Raw genomic sequence first — 20,464 nt, forward strand, 5'->3', positions numbered from 1 at the left:
GTCAGCACGACGGCCGCGTGGGCGAGTCCCGGCAATAGGGTAGATCTCAATCTGGCGGCTGGTGGCGTCGTATTTCAGCGAACTTTCCGGCGAGGCGCCGAACAACGTGAAATCGTTATCCTGCATAAAGAACATGTACGGGCTGGGGTTGCTCTTTTTCAGAACATAATAGGCAGCAAGTGGTGACGGGCAGGGCAGTGAAAAACGGCGGGAAGGCACCACCTGGAAAATCTCACCGGCACGAATAGCTTTTTGCAAACCGCGCACGACGGTACCGAACTCTTCATCGCTCTGATTACACTCGCAGCGCATTTCTGGTACTTCAATAACGGGCAGCGGCGGCGCGGGTTCGGTTAACTGCTGGCTCAACTGCGCCAGTCGGTGGGCCAGACGCTGTTTTTCTTCCTCGCAGGGCGTGAACACGCTGGCCTGAATACGGGTGCTTTTTTTCTGGTGGTCAATGACCATCAGGGTTTCGGCCAGGTAGAAGCAGTAATCAGGGCAGCGGTTGCCGGCTTCAAGCTGGGGTAAATCTTCGAATCCAGCGACCAGATCGTAGGAAAACAGACCGCCGAAGAACATGGCTTCACGCTCCTGCTCCGGCACATTAACCAGTTCCTGCATTAAACGGAACGTGTCAAAGACCGACAGGGAACATAAGCGGGCATCTTCATCCAGCAGTGGGCTGACGGCCGGAAAACGCAACTGGCGGGCATTCGGCTGTTGTTGGTTTTCAACACCAGTAGGCAAGGCTGCATCCAGCAACGGGAGCAGGGAGGCACCATTCGCCGACAACGCCTGAATGGTAACGGTGTCACCTAAGGCGGTAATACGCAGCGCGCTGTCGACCAACAGCAGACTCTTCAGGTCGTCCTTGCTGTCGATATCGGCGGATTCCAGTAACAATGTCGCCGGGCGCGCGCCGCAGACCTGATGAAACAGCTCGGTCGGGTTGTTACGGTAGGCGGCGTCACAGGCCAGCAGTTCGAGTGTCGGTTTTTGTGTTTGCATCGTTATTCTCATTAATTTTGTTCAAAAAAAAGCCCGCTTAGTTGGCGGGCCGGGTATCTGGTTGCATATTGCAGACGTAAGACACTGCCCGAAATCAGGAAGTGCGCCACCCACCGTGCAGGACATATGTTGCTTTCATCTCAGATACCTTCTTTCTTCATGTGAACTTGCGTACTAGTTAACTAGTTCAATGGAATAAAGTCAACACCTGATTTCAGTAAATTTGTCTAAAACGCTATGATGAGCGTGATACGACATTTATTGAAACGGGAGCCGCCTTGAGCGACACGAATTACGCAGTGATTTACGACCTGCACAGTCATACAACGGCGTCCGATGGACGATTGACACCTGAAGCATTGGTACACCGTGCGGTAGAGATGCGAGTCGGGACATTGGCGATTACCGATCATGACACCACGGCAGCGATTCCGGCGGCAAGAGAAGAAATTTCACGTTCAGGTTTAGCCTTGAAGTTGATAGCGGGCGTTGAAATTTCCACGGTCTGGGAAAACCACGAGATCCATATCGTCGGCCTGAATATCGATATCGACCACCCCATGATGCGTGCGTTTCTGGCAGAACAAACCGCGCGTCGTCAGCTGCGTGCGCAGCTAATTGCTGAGCGACTGGACAAAGCACATATCCCGGGCGCGTGGGAAGGCGCGTTACGTCTGGCTGACGGCGGGGCCGTCACGAGAGGCCATTTTGCGCGTTTCCTGGTTGAGAGTGGCAAAGCCACGACCATGGCTGACGTGTTTAAAAAATACCTTGCCCGCGGGAAAACCGGTTACGTTCCGCCACAGTGGTGTACAATAGAACAAGCTATTGATGTCATTCATCATTCTGGCGGTAAGGCGGTGCTGGCTCATCCTGGTCGGTACGATCTTAGCGCTAAGTGGCTGAAAAGACTGGTTGCCTGGTTTGCCGAACATCACGGTGACGCGATGGAAGTGGCACAGTGTCAACAGTCTCCCAATGAGCGTACCCATCTGGCGACGCTGGCGCGTCAGCATCAGCTGTGGGCATCACAAGGATCTGATTTTCATCAGCCGTGCCCGTGGATTGAATTGGGTCGTAAGCTCTGGTTGCCCGCAGGCGTTGAAGGCGTCTGGCAGCTTTGGGAACAGCCCGAGACCACTGAGAGGAAAGTATGAGTCAGTTTTTTTATATCCATCCTGATAACCCACAGCAACGCCTGATCAATCAGGCCGTTGAAATTGTGCGTAAAGGTGGGGTAATCGTTTATCCCACTGATTCCGGCTATGCGTTGGGCTGCAAAATCGAAGACAAAGGGGCGATGGAGCGTATTTGCCGTATCCGTCATCTGCCCGATGGACACAACTTCACGTTGATGTGCCGTGACCTGTCCGAACTGTCGACGTATTCATTCGTGGACAACGTTGCTTTTCGTTTAATTAAAAACAATACGCCGGGCAACTACACTTTCATCCTGAAAGGGACGAAAGAAGTGCCGCGCCGATTGCTGCAGGAAAAACGTAAAACCATCGGTCTGCGCGTACCGTCCAATCCGATTGCGCTGGCGTTGCTGGAAGCGTTGGGCGAGCCCATGCTCTCAACATCGCTCATGCTGCCGGGTAGCGAATTTACCGAGTCCGATCCGGAAGAGATTAAAGATCGTCTGGAGAAGCAGGTGGATTTGATTATCCACGGCGGGTATCTCGGTCAACAGCCCACCACGGTTATCGATTTAACCGATGACTCGCCGGTGGTGTTGCGTGAAGGCGTCGGCGACGTTAAACCTTTCTTATAAGGGCGCAACTCGGTATACTACGCGGCCTTAAAATGGCGCTAACTGGCGCCGTTGATTCTCCTGTTCGACGCCTGTGAAGGCGACACCTAAAGGAAGCTCTATGAGCGAAAAGTTACAAAAAGTGCTGGCGCGCGCTGGCCACGGTTCTCGCCGTGAAATTGAAACCATTATTGCAGCAGGTCGCGTGAGCGTTGACGGCAAAATTGCCACGCTTGGCGATCGCGTTGACGTAACACCGGGTCTGAAAATCCGTATCGACGGTCATCTGATTTCGGTTAAAGAATCCGCGGAACAAATCTGCCGCGTTCTGGCGTATTACAAGCCGGAAGGTGAATTGTGTACCCGTAACGACCCGGAAGGTCGTCCGACCGTCTTTGACCGTCTACCAAAACTGCGCGATGCGCGCTGGATTGCGGTGGGTCGTCTGGACGTGAATACCTGTGGTTTACTGCTGTTCACCACCGATGGTGAACTGGCGAACCGTCTGATGCACCCGAGCCGTGAAGTTGAGCGTGAATACGCGGTGCGTGTGTTTGGCCAGGTGGATGAAACGAAACTGCGTGACCTGAGCCGTGGCGTGCAACTCGAAGATGGTCCGGCCGCATTTAAAACCATCAAGTTCAGCGGTGGTGAAGGGATTAACCAGTGGTATAACGTCACCTTGACCGAAGGGCGTAACCGCGAAGTGCGTCGCCTGTGGGAAGCCGTTGGCGTGCAGGTGAGCCGTTTGATCCGCGTACGTTACGGTGATATTCCGCTGCCGAAAGGTCTGCCGCGTGGTGGTTGGACGGAGCTTGATCTCGCCCAGACAAACTATCTGCGTCAACTGGTGGAACTGCAGCCGGAAACCAGCTCGAAGGTTGCTGTTGAGAAAGACCGTCGTCGCATGAAGGCGAACCAGATCCGCCGTGCAGTTAAACGTCACACCCAGGTCGGCGGTAGCCGTCGTCCGGGCGGTCGTAACAACAACGGTTAATCATGAGTAGGCCTGATAAGCAAAGCGCCATCAGGCGTTAGCGTGGAGCCGGATGCGGCGCAAACGCCTTATCCGGCCTACACTCAATAATCGATCCCTATTTGGGCTTTCACCCCCGCCTCAAAGGCGTGCTTGACCGGGCGCAACTCGCTGACCGTATCAGCTAATTCCAGAATATCGCGATGGCATCCTCGACCAGTGATAATCACCGTCTGGTGAGAAGGGCGCGCGCTTAAGGCGTCGAGCACCTCTTCCAGCGGTAGATAGTCATACGCCACCATGTACGTCAACTCATCCAGCACCACCATATCCAGCTCAGGATCGGCCAGCATCCGTTTACCGTGCTCCCACACGGCCAGACAGGCAGCGGTGTCAGAATCTCGGTTTTGCGTCTCCCAGGTAAATCCTGTCGCCATGACCTGAAACTCCACGCCGTGGGGTTCCAGTAAGTTTCGTTCGCCGTTGGGCCACGTGCCTTTAATGAACTGCACCACGCCGACTTTTTTACCGTGACCGACCGCGCGCGTGGCGGTACCAAATGCGGCGGTGGTTTTCCCTTTACCGTTGCCGGTAAAGACGATGATGATACCGCGCTCGTCCTTTGCGGCGGCAACGCGTGCGTCAACACGGTCTTTTACGCGCTGCTGGCGCTGCTGATAGCGTTCTTCACTCATTGGGCAATTCCTGGTTTACGGCCCGGTTGGGCGTCGAAGGTCATACCGGTTTTACGCCGGCTGTCGTCGCCCATCAGCCACAGGTACAGCGGCATAATGTCGGCGGGTGTTTTTAATTTTTGTGGATCTTCTGTCGGGAATGCGCTGGCACGCATGCCGGTACGCGTGCCGCCAGGATTAATACAGTTTACGCGTAAATGATGGTTTTGATACTCGTCTGCCAGCACCTGCATCATGCCTTCGGTGGCAAACTTCGAGGTTGCATAGGCCCCCCAGTTGGCGCGTCCCTGACGACCAACGCTGGATGAGGTAAAGACCAACGATCCAGAATCAGACTTAAGCAACAAAGGGAGCAGCGCCTGGGTCAGCATAAAGGTGGCATTGACGTTTACCTGCATGACCTCCTGCCAGACCTGCGGAGTTTGTTCGATCATCGGACCGATTTCACCCAGTAACCCAGCATTATGCAACACGCCATCCAGACGCGGGTAATGGGCGTTGATTCGCTGCGCCAGTTCATGACACTCAGCGGAAGTACAGGTCAGCAGATCCAGCGTAAACCACTGCGCGGGCACGCCGTTTTCTGCGGAAACGGCCTGGGCGACCTGACGAAGTTTTTCTTCATTGCGCCCGAGCAGAATCACGGTTGCACCGTAGCGGGCATAGGTCAGCGCAGCTTCTCGACCGATGCCATCGCTGGCTCCGGTGACCAGAATAATGCGATCCTGTAACAGATCTTGTTTGGGTTGGTAATGCACGGTTACTCCTCGGCGACGCTCTGGCCATCCCGTTTTCTAGAACTTGTCGGTTTTATGCCTTAAACCCTGCTATTTTTCAATCAGCCAAAGGTAATAACACCGTAAAATGAACACTTTGTCATGCTTTTTACCGATTACCATGCAGATGGATGAAGCAAGACGGGTTAACACACCTGTTGTACACTGAGCGAAAGTTGCGTTGTTTAACCAAGGTGGGATTCGTGGAATTGTTGTCTGAATATGGGCTGTTTTTGGCAAAAATCGTCACAGTGGTAGTGGCGATTGCGGTGATTGTTATGCTGATCGTTAATGCGACACAACGCAAGCGTCAGCGCGGTGAACTCCGGGTCATTAATCTCAGTGAACAATATAAAGAGATGAAAGAAGACCTGGCGATGTCTTTACTGGACAGCCACCAACAAAAGCTCTGGCATAAAGCGCAGAAAAAAAAGCACAAGCTGGGCGCGAAGGCGGCCAAAGCCAAAGCAAAATTGGGAGAGAATACATCGTCGGGTAAACCGCGTGTCTGGGTGCTTGATTTTAAAGGCAGTATGGATGCCCATGAAGTCAGCGCGCTGCGTGAAGAGGTGACGGCGGTACTGGCGGTAGTAAAACCACAAGATCAGGTGGTTATTCGCCTGGAAAGCCCCGGCGGTGTGGTGCATGGCTATGGGCTGGCGGCATCACAATTGCAGCGTCTGCGCGATAAGCAGATCCCATTAACGGTGACGGTCGATAAAGTTGCCGCCAGCGGCGGATACATGATGGCCTGCGTGGCAGATAAAATTGTTTCGGCACCGTTTGCTATTGTGGGCTCAATTGGCGTGGTGGCGCAGATCCCTAACTTTAACCGTTTCCTGAAAGGCAAAGACATTGATATTGAGTTGCACACTGCCGGGCAATACAAACGGACGCTGACGCTGCTTGGTGAGAACACGGAAGAGGGTCGTCAGAAATTCCGCGAAGACCTGAACGAAACGCATCACCTGTTTAAAGATTTTGTGCACCGTATGCGTCCGACTCTGGACATTGAACAGGTTGCCACTGGGGAACACTGGTTCGGTCAACAGGCGCTGGAAAATGGGCTGGTGGATGAGATCAATACCAGCGATGAGGTGATCCTGAGTTTGATGGAGGGTCGCGAAGTGCTTAACGTACGCTATCTGCAGCGCAAAAAACTGATGGACCGTTTCACCGGTAGTGCAGCGGAAAGTGCGGATCGCTTGCTGCTGCGCTGGTGGCAGCGTGGTCAAAAACCGTTGATGTAAAATTGTCATTGCCGGATGGCGATGCTAAAGCATCATATCCGGCCTACAGGATCGTCGCATCGTAGGCCGGATAAGGCGGAGCCGCCATCCGGCAAATCATTTCTTGTATTAATCGATCAGGTGATACTTTTCAGAAAGGACATGCGCCAGGTGTTTAAACATATTAAACACTGCGGTGCTTTTTGGCGTAGGAAGCCCTTGTTCATCTAAAAAGTAATCTCCGCTGAAAACCAGCACGCCATTACGCTGTGTGACGCCGGTGGCGACAATCCCCGCCAGCGTGTCCTCATGCTCACGAATGATTTTGTTGGCTTCAATCAGCAGAGTTTCGCGATCGATGGGTTGAGTGTCTTTATGCATTATTTACTCCTTAAACAAGGACATTAGTCTACGCCGAGCCCGCCTTATGGGCAAATATTCCCTGATAAAAGAGCGGGTCTTACGATAGTGTGCCTACTGGCGAGATTTGTTTTTGCATGCTAATAAAGTTGCGTAACGCATTTTATCAGGTACAGTGTGACGCTTTCGTCAATCTGGCAACAGATTTGCTTGACATTCGACCAATATTCCGTCGTGCTTTAGCGAATTCGTGAAAAAAATCCTGTTAACTCAGTTAGATGGGAGTTACATTACGAACCCGTGACCGGTACCAGGGTTGATATCCGCCGACGCAGAGACCATATCGATGTCTCGTCGCCAGTGGAAGGTGAATCAACGCGCGACGCATTCCTGGAAGAATCAAATTAGGTAAAGGTGAATATGGGTAAAGCTCTTGTCATCGTTGAGTCCCCGGCAAAAGCCAAAACGATCAACAAATATCTGGGTAATGACTACGTGGTGAAATCCAGCGTCGGTCATATCCGTGATTTGCCGACCAGTGGCTCAGCAACTAAAAAGAGCGCCGACTCAACCGCCACCAAAACGGCTAAAAAGCCCAAAAAGGATGAACGTGGCGCTCTCGTCAACCGTATGGGGGTTGACCCGTGGCACAACTGGGATGCGCGCTATGAAGTGCTGCCCGGTAAAGAGAAGGTCGTCTCTGAACTGAAACAATTGGCTGAAAAGGCCGACCACATCTATCTCGCAACCGACCTTGACCGCGAAGGGGAAGCCATTGCATGGCACCTGCGGGAAGTGATCGGGGGCGACGACACCCGCTACAGTCGCGTGGTGTTTAATGAAATTACCAAAAATGCCATTCAGCAGGCGTTTGAAAAGCCGGGCGAACTGAACATCGACCGTGTCAATGCGCAACAGGCACGCCGCTTTATGGACCGCGTTGTGGGCTATATGGTGTCGCCGCTGCTGTGGAAAAAGATTGCTCGTGGCCTGTCTGCCGGTCGCGTACAGTCGGTCGCCGTGCGCCTGGTTGTAGAGCGTGAACGTGAGATCAAGGCATTCGTTCCGGAAGAATTCTGGGAAATAGATGCCAGCACCACGACGCCTTCCGGTGACGCGCTGCCACTGGAAGTCACGCACCACAACGATAAGCCGTTCCGTCCGGTTAACCGCGAACAGACACTTGCTGCGGTAAGCCTGCTGGAAAAAGCACGTTACAGCGTGCTGGAGCGTGAGGATAAGCCGACCAGCAGTAAACCTGGCGCGCCGTTCATCACCTCTACGTTGCAACAGGCTGCCAGCACCCGTTTGGGCTTTGGCGTGAAGAAAACCATGATGATGGCGCAGCGCTTGTATGAAGCGGGCTACATCACCTATATGCGTACTGACTCAACCAACCTGAGCCAGGATGCGGTTTCTATGGTCCGCGATTACATCGGCGAAAACTTTGGTAAAAAGTATTTGCCGGAGAGCGCGAACCAGTACGCCAGTAAAGAAAACTCGCAGGAAGCGCACGAAGCCATCCGTCCTTCAGACGTCGCCGTACTGGCTGAATCGCTGAAAGATATGGAAGCTGATGCGCAAAAACTGTATCAGCTGATCTGGCGCCAGTTTGTCGCCTGTCAGATGACGCCAGCTAAATATGACTCCACCACGCTGACCGTTGGCGCAGGTGATTACCGCCTGAAGGCGCGCGGTCGTATTCTGCGGTTTGATGGCTGGACTAAGGTCATGCCAGCCCTGCGTAAAGGCGATGAAGATCGTATCTTACCGGCGGTGGATAAAGGCGATGTGCTGACATTGGTTGAACTGACCCCCGCGCAGCACTTTACCAAACCGCCTGCGCGCTTCAGCGAAGCGTCACTGGTTAAAGAGCTTGAAAAGCGCGGTATCGGTCGTCCATCTACCTATGCGTCGATCATCTCTACGATTCAGGATCGCGGCTATGTCCGTGTTGAGAACCGTCGTTTCTACGCAGAAAAAATGGGTGAAATCGTCACCGACCGCCTGGAAGAAAACTTCCGCGAATTGATGAACTACGATTTCACCGCGCAGATGGAAAACAGTCTCGACCAGGTGGCGAAACACGAAGCCGAATGGAAGGGCGTGCTCGACAACTTCTTCAGTGATTTTACTCAGCAACTCGATAAAGCCGAGAAAGACCCTGAAGAGGGCGGTATGCGTCCGAACCAGATGGTTCTGACCAGCATCGACTGTCCAACCTGTAGTCGTCAGATGGGTATCCGTACCGCCAGTACCGGCGTATTCCTCGGTTGTTCCGGTTACGCGCTGCCACCAAAAGAGCGCTGCAAAACCACCATTAACCTGGTGCCGGAAAACGAAGTGCTGAACGTGCTGGAAGGCGATGACGCGGAAACTAACGCGTTACGCGCGAAGCGTCGTTGCCAGAAGTGCGGCACGGCGATGGACAGCTACCTCATCGATCCAAAACGTAAGCTGCATGTGTGTGGTAACAACCCAACCTGCGACGGTTACGAAATCGAAGAAGGCGAGTTCCGCATCAAAGGCTACGACGGTCCGATCGTCGAGTGCGAGAAATGTGGTTCTGAAATGCACCTGAAAATGGGGCGTTTCGGTAAATACATGGCGTGTACTAACGACGAGTGTAAAAATACCCGTAAGATCCTGCGCAATGGCGAAGTTGCGCCGCCGAAGGAAGATCCGGTTCCGCTGCCGGAATTGCCGTGTGAAAAATCGGACGCGTATTTCGTGTTACGTGATGGCGCAGCAGGTATCTTCCTGGCGGCGAATACCTTCCCGAAATCGCGTGAGACGCGTGCGCCGTTAGTGGAAGAGCTGTACCGCTTCCGCGATCGTCTGCCGGAAAAACTGCGCTACCTTGCCGATGCGCCGCAGACCGATCCGGATGGCAACAAAGCGATGGTGCGTTTTAGCCGTAAAACCAAGCAGCAGTATGTGTCTGCCGAGAAAGACGGTAAGGCGACCGGCTGGTCTGCATTCTTTGTTGACGGTAAATGGGTAGAAGGCAAGAAGTAACAGCCCGACAGTTTGACATCGCCTTAAAGGGTCGCGTAAGCGGCCCTTTTTTATAGGTGACGGTATCTATACAGCTCTGATTAAAATGATATAGTGGTTATAGTTAACAAACTTTTTATTATTAAATCGTATTAGCAGCGCGATTCAGCCTGCTCATAAACGATGGTCTGATGCCGCTAATCTGGATGGTCTAACATGAAATTACAGCAACTTCGCTATATTGTTGAGGTGGTTAACCACAACCTTAATGTCTCCTCAACGGCCGAAGGGCTCTATACCTCTCAACCGGGTATCAGTAAGCAAGTTCGTATGCTGGAAGACGAACTGGGTATCCAGATTTTTGCCCGTAGCGGTAAACACCTTACGCAGGTTACCCCGGCAGGGCAGGAAGTCATTCGTATTGCGCGCGAAGTTCTGTCTAAGGTAGATGCCATTAAGTCGGTTGCCGGTGAACATACCTGGCCGGACAAAGGCTCGCTGTATATTGCGACCACCCACACGCAGGCGCGCTATGCGCTGCCTAACGTGATTAAAGGCTTTATTGAGCGTTATCCTCGCGTCTCTTTGCATATGCATCAGGGCTCGCCGACCCAAATTGCGGAAGCCGTGTCGAAAGGCAACGCAGATTTTGCCATTGCAACCGAAGCGCTGCACCTGTACGACGATCTGGTGATGCTGCCGTGCTACCACTGGAATCGTTCGATTGTTGTCACGCCGGACCATCCGCTGGCGGGTAAATCCTCCGTGTCGATTGAAGAACTGGCGCAATACCCGCTGGTGACCTACACCTTTGGCTTTACCGGACGTTCAGAACTCGACACCGCGTTTAACCGCGCGGGGCTGGAGCCGCGTATTGTCTTTACCGCGACCGACGCGGATGTTATTAAAACCTATGTGCGACTCGGACTGGGCGTGGGCGTGATTGCCAGCATGGCGGTCGATCCGATTTCCGATCCGGATTTGGTACGGGTTGATGCGCATGATGTCTTTAGCCATAGCACCACCAAAATCGGTTTTCGTCGTAGTACGTTCCTGCGCAGTTACATGTATGATTTTATTCAGCGTTTTGCGCCGCATCTGACGCGCGATGTAGTGGATACGGCGGTCGCGTTACGTTCTAACGATGACATTGAAGCAATGTTTAAAGATATTAAATTGCCGGAAAAATAATAACGGGCCAGCGCTCGTCGGTATCTCAGTATGAAAAACGCTACCGACGGGCAAGTCTGAATTAGTTATATTAACCGCATATTATTTAAGGGGAATGTTCGCCAAAGTAGTTTTAAATTAGAAAATCTGCTCAAAACCCTGTCAAATATTTAAATCGGATCAAACAATTGATTTATTCACGGCTCAGGATTCGAAAATTAACTGGCTTTTTCACGCCTTTTTCTTTAGGATTTCTCTTATCTGATGATTAATTGTACCAATCGTTTGGTGCCAATATGATAAGCGATTTCGATAGTATGAGGTTAGCGATGCCTTCTGGAAACCAGCCAGCACGCCGGGATCCCGCGCTGAAACGTAAAGCATGGTTCACGGTCTTTCTCGGTTCAGTCCTGTTCTGGATTGTTGTTGCGCTCGTGGTTTGGAATGTGTGGAGTTAGTCATGTCCGTGCAACAGCAGCAACCCACGTCTACACCTTCTCAGCAAGACAATGAGCCAGCGCAGGATGCGACTACTGAATGTAGAAAGAATATTCCTGACGCGTGGCAACTTTCCCCGGCACAGCAGGCTTTTATTGATCTATTTGATGAAGATGAAGAACAGAAACAATAATTAACCCGCGTTTTATAGCCGTCATACTTAAAGCAGCATGTGCGTTATTTCCGTTCGTTCACCCCAGTCACATAGTTATCTATGCTCCTGGCGATTCACTCACTTGCCGCCTTCATGCCGCTCTAATTATTTTGGCTATATCTTCATTAGAATTAGTTCACCGTATTGAAGAGTGAATGACGTAATTCCACCTTCACGCCGTAATCCCCTTGTATCGCCATTTATGCTTCTCCGCTTTTATCAATTTGAGTTGTTATCAAAGCGTTACATTTTGTTTGTGTTATCTTTAATACTAACCCTGAGAAAAGTCAGGGGATGCCACCCTGTCATTTAAGGAGGAGCTATGTCGTCGACCCTACGCGAAGCCAGTAAGGACACATTGCAGGTTAAAGATAAAACCTACCGCTACTACAGTTTGCCGCTGGCTGCCAAATCATTGGGTGATATCACCCGTCTACCCAAATCGCTAAAAGTCTTGCTGGAAAACCTGCTGCGCTGGCAGGACGGTGATTCAGTTACTGAAGAAGATATTCATTCTCTGGCTCGATGGCTGGACAATGCCCATGCCGATCGCGAGATTGCCTATCGACCCGCCCGTGTACTGATGCAGGATTTTACCGGCGTTCCGGCGGTGGTCGATCTGGCGGCCATGCGCGAAGCGGTTAAACGCCTCGGCGGTGATACGGCTAAAGTGAACCCGCTTTCACCTGTTGATCTGGTGATTGACCACTCGGTGACGGTAGACCACTTCGGTGATGATGATGCGTTCGAAGAGAACGTTCGCCTGGAAATGGAGCGTAACCACGAGCGCTATGTGTTTCTGAAATGGGGGCAGCAGGCATTCAGCCGCTTCAGCGTTGTACCGCCGGGGACGGGGATCTGCCACCAGGTTAACCTCGAATACCTGGGAAAAGCGGTGTGGAGTGAATTGCAGGATGGCGAGTGGGTGGCTTACCCGGACACGCTGGTTGGTACCGACTCCCACACTACGATGATTAACGGCCTTGGTGTACTGGGGTGGGGCGTGGGCGGAATTGAAGCAGAAGCCGCGATGCTGGGGCAACCGGTCTCAATGCTGATCCCGGATGTCGTTGGCTTCAAGCTGGATGGAAAACTACGTGAGGGGATCACCGCCACCGATCTGGTCCTGACCGTGACCCAGATGCTGCGTAAGCACGGTGTGGTCGGTAAATTTGTTGAATTCTATGGTGATGGCCTCGACACGCTGCCGCTGGCAGACCGTGCCACCATTGCCAATATGGCACCGGAGTATGGTGCGACCTGCGGTTTCTTCCCCATTGATGGCGTCACGCTCGAATACATGCGCCTGAGCGGTCGCAGCGAAGAGCAAGTTGAGCTGGTTGAGTCCTACGCCAAAGCGCAGGGAATGTGGCGTAATACGGGCGATGCGCCGATCTTTACCAGTTCACTGGAACTGGACATGGCCGATGTGGAAGCCAGCCTGGCCGGACCGAAGCGTCCGCAGGATCGCGTCGCGCTGGGGGATGTCCCGAAAGCATTTGCGGCAAGCAATGAGCTTGAGCTGAACAGTTCGCATAAAGACAGTCAGCCGGTCGACTATGTTCTGAACGGTCATCAATACCAGCTGCCAGACGGTGCGGTGGTGATTGCGGCTATTACCTCCTGTACCAACACCTCAAACCCGAGCGTGCTGATGGCGGCGGGCTTACTGGCGAAAAAAGCGGTCACTCTTGGTCTGAAACGTCAACCATGGGTCAAAGCCTCGCTAGCACCGGGATCAAAAGTGGTGTCTGACTATCTGGCGCAGGCCCGGCTGACCCCGTACCTTGATGAACTGGGGTTCAATCTGGTTGGCTATGGTTGTACCACCTGTATTGGTAACTCTGGGCCGTTACCCGATCCTATTGAAACGGCGATTAAAAAAGGTGACCTGACGGTGGGGGCGGTACTTTCCGGTAACCGTAACTTTGAAGGACGCATTCATCCGTTAGTGAAAACGAACTGGCTGGCCTCTCCGCCGCTGGTGGTCGCTTACGCGCTGGCGGGCAATATGAACATTAACCTGACCAAAGATCCGCTCGGACACGATAAAAAAGGTGACCCCGTATATCTGAAAGATATCTGGCCTTCTGCACGGGAAATTGCCCGCGCCGTCGAGCAGGTATCCACGGAGATGTTCCACAAAGAGTATGCGGAAGTGTTTGAAGGCACGCCGGAATGGAAATCGATCAATGTTGATCGTGTCGACACCTACGGCTGGCAGTCTGACTCGACCTATATTCGCCTGTCACCGTTCTTTGAGGGCATGCAGGCTACGCCGGCTCCGGTAAACGATATTCATGGGGCGCGTATATTGGCGATGCTGGGTGACTCGGTGACCACAGATCATATTTCCCCCGCTGGCAGTATTAAGGCGGACAGCCCGGCAGGACGCTATTTGCAGAGCCACGGCGTTGAGCGCCGGGATTTTAACTCCTATGGTTCACGACGTGGAAATCATGAAGTGATGATGCGCGGTACTTTTGCCAACATTCGTATCCGCAATGAAATGGTGCCGGGAATTGAAGGCGGGATGACTCGCCATTTACCGGGGACGGAAGTGGTGGCCATTTACGATGCGGCCATGCGTTATCAGCAGGAGAGCGTGCCGCTGGCGGTGATTGCCGGTAAGGAATACGGATCAGGCTCCAGTCGCGACTGGGCAGCGAAAGGCCCACGTTTGCTGGGTATTCGCGTGGTCATCGCAGAATCGTTTGAGCGAATTCACCGTTCCAACCTGATTGGTATGGGGATCCTGCCGCTGGAGTTCCCGCAAGGGGTGACGCGTAAAACGTTGGGACTCACCGGTGAGGAAGTGATTGATATTACGGATTTACAAACAATTCAACCGGGCGCCACAATTGCGGTGAATATGATGCGCGCAGATGGCAGCAAAGAGGTGATTATGTGCCGCTGTCGTATCGATACTGCGACGGAGTTAACCTACTACCAGAACGACGGTATTTTGCACTATGTGATTCGTAATATGCTGAAGTAAAAAGTGAAAAAGCCTGCGTAAGCAGGCTTTTCATGGGGCAGGTGCATGTGCAATTACCGGGCGATTATTCGCTCAATAAATGGCCCATTTTGGCGGCTTTGGTATCCAGATAATGCGCATTTTTCGGGTTCCGGCCCACGATCAGCGGCACGCGTTCGACAATATTGATCCCAGCTTCGGTCAGAATCTCAACTTTCTTCGGATTATTGGTCAGCAGTCGTACTGCATCTACGCCCAGCAGCTTAAACATATCTGCGCACAGGGTGAAGTCGCGCTCATCGGCAGCAAAACCTAACTGGTGGTTGGCTTCAACGGTATCGTAGCCTTGATCTTGCAACGCATAGGCGCGGATCTTATTCAGCAGGCCGATGTTGCGACCTTCCTGACGATGGTAAAGCAGGATACCGCGTCCCTCTTCAGCAATGTGCGTGAGCGCGGCTTCCAGTTGGAAACCGCAATCGCAACGCAGGCTGAAAAGCGCATCGCCAGTCAGACATTCGGAATGGACGCGTGCCAGGACCGGTGTTTGACCCGAAATATCGCCAAATACCAGCGCGACATGATCGTGCCCGGTTGCCAGTTCTTCAAATCCCACCATCAGGAAATCACCCCAGGGGGTTGGCAGTTTGGCTTCTGCCACACGTTTAAGCTGCATGTATTTCTCCAGATTACGCTGGCACTCGCCGTGCCGTCGCCTATTGGCTTCTGTATGGCACTATTTTGCCATAAGGCGACGGCGTTCGCCTAATGGCGACAGCGCATTCGTATTTGCAATGGCACAAAATTGTCAATTTTCCCGGCGCGCAATTTTTTCAGTTATGATTGTGAGACTTATCGACGAAAGGAGATGCAATGCTTTCTATCGCAAAGCGAACCGCCGTAGGTGCTGTTCTGTTGTTGATTATGCCAGTGTCCATGTGGGTGTCTGGCTGGAGTTGGCAGCCAGGGAACAATGTCTGGTGGTTAAAATCCTTATACTGGATAACGGAAACGGTGACGCAACCCTGGGGAATCATTACTCATGTGTCCCTGTGTGTGTGGTTTTTGTGGTGTCTGAGATTTCGTCTGAAAGCCGCGATGATGCTGTTCGCCATCCTTGCCGCGGCAATTTTGATCGGCCAGGGGGTCAAGTCATGGGTAAAAGAAAGGGTGCAGGAGCCACGACCTTTTGTGGTTTGGCTGGAAAAAACGCACCATGTCCCTGTTGATGAGTTCTACACTTTAAAGCGTAAAGAGCGCGGACACTTAGTCAAAGAGCAATTATCAGGACAGCAGGATATCCCGACCTTTTTACGTAAACACTGGCAAAAAGAGACGGGTTTCGCATTTCCCTCTGGTCATACGATGTTTGCCGCCAGTTGGGCGTTACTGGCCGTGGGGCTATTATGGCCGCGTAGACGTACGCTGACGATTGTTTTCTTGCTGGTCTGGGCGACGGGTGTAATGGGCAGTCGTTTGTTACTGGGCATGCACTGGCCGCGAGATTTAGTCGTGGCGACGTTGATATCATGGCTGCTGGTTACGTTGGCGACATGGCTTGCACAACGGGTCTGTGGGCCATTAACACCGCCGGTTCAGGAGCAACAAGAAATCGCGCAGCGTGAACAAGAAAGCTGACCGTGATTGATTTTTCGTGTTTTGCCCTTAAATCATAAAGACTAAAGCGCTTTTCCATTTCGCACTCGTCGTGAAAATGGTAATTTAAAGGGCTCAACGCGGTAAGTTGTACACGATTTATTCGCTCAAACCACATAACGGGAAGTAATGTGAAATATTTACTCATTTTCTTACTGGTGTTGGCGATTTTTGTTATTTCGGTGACATTAGGTGCGCAAAACGATCAACAGGTAACGTTTAACTACCTGCTGGCCCAAGGTGAATATCGTATTTCTACGCTGCTTGCCGTGTTGTTTGCTGCAGGATTTGCGATTGGTTGGTTAATTTGCGGCCTTTTCTGGCTGAGGGTTCGCGTGTCTCTTGTGCGTGCCGAACGTAAAATCAAACGACTGGAAAACCAGCTTGCGCCTGCGACCGACGTTGCGGTTTCTGCCGATTCGTCGGTTGTGAAGGAATAATTATTTATGCTGGAGTTGTTGTTTCTGCTGTTACCTGTAGCCGCTGCCTATGGGTGGTATATGGGTCGCAGAAGTGCGCAACAAACAAAACAGGACGAAGCTAACCGTCTGTCGCGTGACTATGTCGCCGGGGTTAACTTCCTTCTGAGCAACCAACAAGATAAAGCGGTGGATCTGTTCCTCGATATGTTGAAAGAGGATACCGGCACCGTTGAGGCTCATCTCACCCTGGGAAACCTGTTCCGCTCGCGCGGTGAAGTCGATCGCGCTATCCGCATCCATCAAACGTTGATGGAAAGTGCGTCATTGACCTACGAACAGCGTTTGCTGGCGGTTCAACAACTCGGTCGCGATTACATGGCCGCAGGTCTGTATGACCGCGCTGAAGACATGTTCAATCAGCTTACCGATGAAACCGATTTCCGCGTGGGTGCGTTGCAACAGCTGTTGCAGATCTATCAGGCAACCAGTGAGTGGCAAAAAGCCATTGACGTTGCGGAACGCCTGGTGAAGCTCGGTAAAGATAAGCAGCGAATTGAGATCGCACACTTCTACTGCGAACTGGCCCTTCAGCAACTGGGCAGCGACGACATGGACCGCGCCATGACGTTGTTAAAAAAAGGGGCTGCCGCCGACAAAAACAGTGCGCGGGTTTCCATCATGATGGGACGCGTGTACATGATGAAAGGGGACTATGCGAAGGCGGTCGAAAGCCTGCAGCGCGTAATTTCCCAGGACAAAGAGCTGGTCAGCGAAACGCTGGACATGCTACAGAGTTGCTACCAGCAACTTGGTAAGAACGATGAATGGGCGGAGTTCTTACGCCGCGCCGTAGAGGAGAATACCGGTGCCGCCGCTGAGCTGATGTTGGCGGATATCCTCGAAGCGCGTGAGGGCAGCGATACCGCGCAGGTTTATATCACCCGTCAGTTGCAGCGTCATCCGACGATGCGCGTCTTCCACAAACTAATGGACTATCACCTCAATGAGGCCGAGGAAGGGCGTGCTAAAGAGAGTCTGATGGTGTTACGGGATATGGTCGGCGAACAGGTTCGCAGTAAGCCGCGCTACCGCTGCCAGAAATGCGGATTTACCGCCTACACGCTGTACTGGCATTGCCCATCGTGCCGTTCATGGTCAACCATTAAGCCAATTCGCGGTCTTGACGGTTTGTAATTAAAAAAATACCGACTTTAGTTACAACATCCTTATTGTTTAATAACATCCTGCACATTTAGCCTCCGTGCCACATCGCCAGGCAGCGATGTAATCGAATCTGTTAATTTCCTATGACCACAGGTAGAATGCACGCCGTTTACCCATTTTGTGCCGAAAGGTGCCCATCTTCAGGAAGGTCTGGTTATGACGTTTACTGCTTCATCTTCTCCCCGTGCTGTTACTGATTCTCCTGTCGTTGTCGCTCTGGACTACAATAATCGCGATAAAGCATTGGCATTTGTCGACAGAATTGATCCCCGTGATTGCCGTTTGAAAGTGGGCAAAGAGATGTTCACGCTTTTTGGGCCTCAATTGGTGCGCGACCTGCAACAGCGTGGATTTGACGTATTTCTGGACCTGAAATTCCATGACATCCCCAATACCACGGCACATGCCGTAGCGGCTGCGGCAGACCTTGGCGTGTGGATGGTTAACGTTCATGCCTCGGGTGGGGCACGGATGATGACGGCGGCTCGTGAAGCCTTGGTACCATTTGGTAACGATGCGCCGTTGTTAATTGCCGTGACGGTGCTGACCAGCATGGAAGCCAGCGACCTTGCCGATCTGGGAGTGACGTTGTCACCTGCGGAGCATGCAGAAAGACTGGCACGGTTAACGCAAAACTGCGGGCTGGACGGCGTTGTCTGTTCTGCACAGGAAGCGGTACGATTCAAACAAGAGTTTGGTCAGGCGTTTAAGCTGGTAACGCCTGGTATTCGTCCTGAAGGCAGTGAAGCGGGCGATCAGCGCCGCATTATGACGCCACAGCAGGCACTGTCAGCGGGTGTGGATTATATGGTGATTGGTCGTCCGGTCACGCAGTCGGCGGATCCGGCCCAGACGCTGAAGGCGATCAACACCTCACTGAAACGAGGAGCGTAAATGAGCGACGCTAACTCTCGTCTGGTCTACTCGACTGAGTCTGGACGAATTGACGAACCTAAAGCGGTGACAGAACGTCCAAAAGGCGATGGTATTGTGCGAATTCAACGCCAGACCAGCGGTCGAAAAGGAAAGGGCGTTTGCCTGATTACCGGTATTGATCTGGACGACTTAGAGCTAACCAAATTAGCAGCCGAGTTAAAGAAAAAATGTGGCTGTGGTGGGGCCGTGAAAGAGGGCGTCATTGAAATACAAGGCGATAAACGCGACCTGATTAAATCCTTGCTGGAAGCCAAAGGCTTGAAAGTTAAACTGGCTGGCGGCTAATAAAAAAAGCCACGAAAATATTCGTGGCTTTATTATTAGTAATGTAAATAGTACGGTCGCGAAAAAGTAAACGTATTATTATATCGAGCCGGTCAACCGTAGATTATTTACCCACCTGGTGGCCGATAATACCACCTACTGCAGCACCACCCAGCGTACCCAGCGTACTGCCGTCCGTCAGGACTGCACCACCAATGGCACCTGCACCCGCACCAATAGCGGTGTTGCGGTCTTGTTTAGACCAGTTAGAGCAGGCACTCAAAGACATAGCCAGAGTAATCGCCAGAATGGCAGCGGTCATTTTTTTGCTCGTTACTAACATAATACTTTCTCCTGAATGATTGATTCACGGAATCCAGTCTCTTTAATGATAGCGTGAAATTAAGGTCATTAAAGGTATTTCCGTGAAACCGTTTAGCGCAGGGCATGACCATCAATCATCTGTTGATGAGAGTGTGTTCCTGTTATATCGCTAACATTAATTTTACGACATTACCCTGTTAACAACAGGTAAAAAGTCTTAATTGGACGGTCGGATAAGTCTCAGAGAGAAGATGATTTGCCGACAGGCAAATCATCTGGTGATGTATTATGCGCGGGTATCGATGATGTTAACGATTAATCCTGAATGCTCTAGTTGCATTTGCACGCTGGCGCTGAGTTTTGCATCAGTGACGACACGATTGAATCGCTCCAACGGACCGAGTGTGTACGGATGAATGGCGTCAAACTTCGAGCTGTCGGTGAGCACAATCACCTCTGCGCCTTTTTCCAGCACTGCATTGACCACGTCTGAACGCATCATGTCACGGCCGGTGAAGCCGGTTTCAGGCTGCCAGCCATCGATTCCAATAAAAGCCTTACTAAAGTGAACCTGCTGGATAAACTGACGCGTTAATGGTCCAACCATGCTTTCGCTTTTTTTCTGATAGATCCCGCCGAGGAGGATTACTTCGCAGGGTGTTTCTTTCAGCAGGTGAGCGATATAGCTGCTGACCGTAATGATAGTGACGTCTTTTTGTTCCGCCAGCGTTCTGGCCAGCAGTGCATTACTGCTACCGTTTTCAATAAATACGGATTCACCAGGATTGACCAGTGAGGCGGCAAACTCAGCCAGTTCACGTTTCAGGGTGAAGTTGGTCATCATACGCGTTTCAACATCGTCGCTATTCAGTGACACTGCGAAACCATGCGCACGGCGTAAATAACTCTGTTTTTCCAGCGTGTTCAGATCCTGTCGAATCGTCACTTCAGAGACACCGGTGATTTTGGCAAGCTCAGATACGCTCATCTGGCCTTTATCGGTCACTATCTGCAAAATAGATTGTTGTCGGGAATTCATAGT

At 52.0% G+C, this 20,464-nt stretch carries 21 protein-coding genes and 1 other annotated feature; of the genes, 14 read left to right on the top strand and 7 right to left on the bottom strand.

The annotated features are described in order from the left end of the window. A partial coding sequence (locus FDW95_RS23895) for an anthranilate synthase component 1 (protein WP_249359136.1) occupies positions 1–1,011 on the bottom strand: 1,011 nt, incomplete at its 3' end. Positions 1,012–1,034: 23 nt separating this feature from the next. Then, positions 1,035–1,129, bottom strand: a sequence feature (Trp leader region). Positions 1,130–1,289: 160 nt separating this feature from the next. Here FDW95_RS23895 and rnm point away from each other — a divergent pair. The 3 genes from rnm to rluB all read left to right on the top strand — a co-directional run bounded on the left by rnm (position 1,290) and on the right by rluB (position 3,761). Then, positions 1,290–2,168, top strand: a complete 879-nt coding sequence (gene rnm / locus FDW95_RS15170; RefSeq protein WP_115258317.1) for an RNase AM — start codon at positions 1,290–1,292, stop codon at positions 2,166–2,168. Further along, a complete protein-coding gene (locus FDW95_RS15175; RefSeq protein WP_096756817.1) occupies positions 2,165–2,785 on the top strand; it encodes an L-threonylcarbamoyladenylate synthase in 621 nt (206 codons plus the stop codon). The genes rnm and FDW95_RS15175 overlap by 4 nt, the downstream gene beginning before the upstream one ends. A 100-nt stretch (positions 2,786–2,885) precedes the next feature. Further along, a complete protein-coding gene (gene rluB / locus FDW95_RS15180; RefSeq protein WP_096756818.1) occupies positions 2,886–3,761 on the top strand; it encodes a 23S rRNA pseudouridine(2605) synthase RluB in 876 nt (291 codons plus the stop codon). Between the two features lie 83 nt (positions 3,762–3,844). Here the strand turns inward: rluB and cobO are convergent, their stop codons facing one another. Both cobO and FDW95_RS15190 read right to left on the bottom strand, forming a co-directional pair. After that, positions 3,845–4,435, bottom strand: a complete 591-nt coding sequence (gene cobO / locus FDW95_RS15185) for a cob(I)yrinic acid a,c-diamide adenosyltransferase (protein ID WP_096756819.1) — start codon at positions 4,433–4,435, stop codon at positions 3,845–3,847. After that, on the bottom strand, positions 4,432–5,193 hold the full coding sequence (locus FDW95_RS15190; RefSeq protein WP_115258318.1) for a YciK family oxidoreductase: 762 nt from the start codon (positions 5,191–5,193) through the stop codon (positions 4,432–4,434). The genes cobO and FDW95_RS15190 overlap by 4 nt, the downstream gene beginning before the upstream one ends. Before the next feature lie 221 nt (positions 5,194–5,414). Here FDW95_RS15190 and sohB point away from each other — a divergent pair, with 221 nt between their 5' ends. Beyond that, on the top strand, positions 5,415–6,461 hold the full coding sequence (sohB, locus tag FDW95_RS15195) for a protease SohB (RefSeq protein WP_115258320.1): 1,047 nt from the start codon (positions 5,415–5,417) through the stop codon (positions 6,459–6,461). Positions 6,462–6,569: 108 nt separating this feature from the next. Here sohB and FDW95_RS15200 read toward each other — a convergent pair whose 3' ends face one another. Beyond that, positions 6,570–6,821, bottom strand: a complete 252-nt coding sequence (locus tag FDW95_RS15200; protein ID WP_003020616.1) for a YciN family protein — start codon at positions 6,819–6,821, stop codon at positions 6,570–6,572. Between the two features lie 399 nt (positions 6,822–7,220). On the opposite strand from FDW95_RS15200, the gene topA reads away from it, so the two are divergent. The 5 genes from topA to acnA all read left to right on the top strand — a co-directional run bounded on the left by topA (position 7,221) and on the right by acnA (position 14,617). Next, positions 7,221–9,818 (top strand): type I DNA topoisomerase, encoded by a 2,598-nt coding sequence (gene topA, locus FDW95_RS15205; RefSeq protein WP_115258321.1) that lies wholly within the window; start codon positions 7,221–7,223, stop codon positions 9,816–9,818. Between the two features lie 195 nt (positions 9,819–10,013). Further along, the gene (cysB, locus tag FDW95_RS15210; protein WP_115258322.1) at positions 10,014–10,988 is read left to right on the top strand and encodes an HTH-type transcriptional regulator CysB; all 975 of its coding nucleotides are present in this window, start codon (positions 10,014–10,016) and stop codon (positions 10,986–10,988) included. Between the two features lie 296 nt (positions 10,989–11,284). Then, positions 11,285–11,425 carry a YmiA family putative membrane protein gene (locus tag FDW95_RS15215; RefSeq protein WP_213083822.1) on the top strand — a complete coding sequence of 47 codons (141 nt, stop codon included), beginning with the start codon at positions 11,285–11,287 and terminating at the stop codon, positions 11,423–11,425. 2 nt (positions 11,426–11,427) lie between these two features. Then, complete coding sequence (locus FDW95_RS23215) at positions 11,428–11,598, top strand: hypothetical protein (RefSeq protein WP_168246952.1); 171 nt, start codon at positions 11,428–11,430, stop codon at positions 11,596–11,598. 343 nt (positions 11,599–11,941) lie between these two features. Next, positions 11,942–14,617, top strand: coding sequence for an aconitate hydratase AcnA (acnA, locus tag FDW95_RS15220; RefSeq protein ID WP_115258323.1), 2,676 nt, complete (start codon positions 11,942–11,944; stop codon positions 14,615–14,617). Between the two features lie 64 nt (positions 14,618–14,681). Here acnA and ribA read toward each other — a convergent pair whose 3' ends face one another. Continuing rightward, the gene (gene ribA, locus FDW95_RS15225) at positions 14,682–15,272 is read right to left on the bottom strand and encodes a GTP cyclohydrolase II (RefSeq protein WP_096756827.1); all 591 of its coding nucleotides are present in this window, start codon (positions 15,270–15,272) and stop codon (positions 14,682–14,684) included. A gap of 197 nt (positions 15,273–15,469) precedes the next feature. On the opposite strand from ribA, the gene pgpB reads away from it, so the two are divergent. The 5 genes from pgpB to yciH all read left to right on the top strand — a co-directional run bounded on the left by pgpB (position 15,470) and on the right by yciH (position 19,119). Then, positions 15,470–16,234: a phosphatidylglycerophosphatase B gene (gene pgpB, locus FDW95_RS15230; protein WP_115258324.1), complete on the top strand. Its 765-nt coding sequence runs from the start codon at positions 15,470–15,472 to the stop codon at positions 16,232–16,234. 149 nt (positions 16,235–16,383) lie between these two features. Further along, positions 16,384–16,692 carry a LapA family protein gene (locus FDW95_RS15235; protein WP_096756830.1) on the top strand — a complete coding sequence of 103 codons (309 nt, stop codon included), beginning with the start codon at positions 16,384–16,386 and terminating at the stop codon, positions 16,690–16,692. 6 nt (positions 16,693–16,698) lie between these two features. Then, positions 16,699–17,868, top strand: a complete 1,170-nt coding sequence (gene lapB / locus FDW95_RS15240; RefSeq protein ID WP_096756831.1) for a lipopolysaccharide assembly protein LapB — start codon at positions 16,699–16,701, stop codon at positions 17,866–17,868. A gap of 186 nt (positions 17,869–18,054) precedes the next feature. Then, positions 18,055–18,792, top strand: coding sequence for an orotidine-5'-phosphate decarboxylase (gene pyrF, locus FDW95_RS15245; protein ID WP_115258326.1), 738 nt, complete (start codon positions 18,055–18,057; stop codon positions 18,790–18,792). Then, the gene (gene yciH, locus FDW95_RS15250; RefSeq protein WP_115258327.1) at positions 18,793–19,119 is read left to right on the top strand and encodes a stress response translation initiation inhibitor YciH; all 327 of its coding nucleotides are present in this window, start codon (positions 18,793–18,795) and stop codon (positions 19,117–19,119) included. It begins immediately after the preceding gene. A gap of 103 nt (positions 19,120–19,222) precedes the next feature. Here the strand turns inward: yciH and osmB are convergent, their stop codons facing one another. Further along, positions 19,223–19,441, bottom strand: coding sequence for an osmotically-inducible lipoprotein OsmB (osmB, locus tag FDW95_RS15255; RefSeq protein ID WP_096756834.1), 219 nt, complete (start codon positions 19,439–19,441; stop codon positions 19,223–19,225). Positions 19,442–19,708: 267 nt separating this feature from the next. Continuing rightward, positions 19,709–20,461 (bottom strand): DNA-binding transcriptional regulator YciT, encoded by a 753-nt coding sequence (locus FDW95_RS15260; protein WP_115258328.1) that lies wholly within the window; start codon positions 20,459–20,461, stop codon positions 19,709–19,711. Positions 20,462–20,464 lie beyond the last annotated feature (3 nt).

Source organism: Citrobacter sp. wls718 (assembly GCF_005280945.1).
GTDB lineage: Bacteria > Pseudomonadota > Gammaproteobacteria > Enterobacterales > Enterobacteriaceae > Citrobacter > Citrobacter gillenii.

Coding starts and splice junctions, on each gene's coding strand:
- FDW95_RS15175 (WP_096756817.1), top strand. CDS start 2,165: ATGAGTCAGTTTTTTTATATCCATCCTGATAACCCACAGCAACGCCTG.
- rluB (WP_096756818.1), top strand. CDS start 2,886: ATGAGCGAAAAGTTACAAAAAGTGCTGGCGCGCGCTGGCCACGGTTCT.
- cobO (WP_096756819.1), bottom strand. CDS start 4,435: ATGAGTGAAGAACGCTATCAGCAGCGCCAGCAGCGCGTAAAAGACCGT.
- FDW95_RS15200 (WP_003020616.1), bottom strand. CDS start 6,821: ATGCATAAAGACACTCAACCCATCGATCGCGAAACTCTGCTGATTGAA.
- topA (WP_115258321.1), top strand. CDS start 7,221: ATGGGTAAAGCTCTTGTCATCGTTGAGTCCCCGGCAAAAGCCAAAACG.
- cysB (WP_115258322.1), top strand. CDS start 10,014: ATGAAATTACAGCAACTTCGCTATATTGTTGAGGTGGTTAACCACAAC.
- FDW95_RS15215 (WP_213083822.1), top strand. CDS start 11,285: ATGAGGTTAGCGATGCCTTCTGGAAACCAGCCAGCACGCCGGGATCCC.
- FDW95_RS23215 (WP_168246952.1), top strand. CDS start 11,428: ATGTCCGTGCAACAGCAGCAACCCACGTCTACACCTTCTCAGCAAGAC.
- acnA (WP_115258323.1), top strand. CDS start 11,942: ATGTCGTCGACCCTACGCGAAGCCAGTAAGGACACATTGCAGGTTAAA.
- ribA (WP_096756827.1), bottom strand. CDS start 15,272: ATGCAGCTTAAACGTGTGGCAGAAGCCAAACTGCCAACCCCCTGGGGT.
- pgpB (WP_115258324.1), top strand. CDS start 15,470: ATGCTTTCTATCGCAAAGCGAACCGCCGTAGGTGCTGTTCTGTTGTTG.
- lapB (WP_096756831.1), top strand. CDS start 16,699: ATGCTGGAGTTGTTGTTTCTGCTGTTACCTGTAGCCGCTGCCTATGGG.
- pyrF (WP_115258326.1), top strand. CDS start 18,055: ATGACGTTTACTGCTTCATCTTCTCCCCGTGCTGTTACTGATTCTCCT.
- yciH (WP_115258327.1), top strand. CDS start 18,793: ATGAGCGACGCTAACTCTCGTCTGGTCTACTCGACTGAGTCTGGACGA.
- osmB (WP_096756834.1), bottom strand. CDS start 19,441: ATGTTAGTAACGAGCAAAAAAATGACCGCTGCCATTCTGGCGATTACT.
- FDW95_RS15260 (WP_115258328.1), bottom strand. CDS start 20,461: ATGAATTCCCGACAACAATCTATTTTGCAGATAGTGACCGATAAAGGC.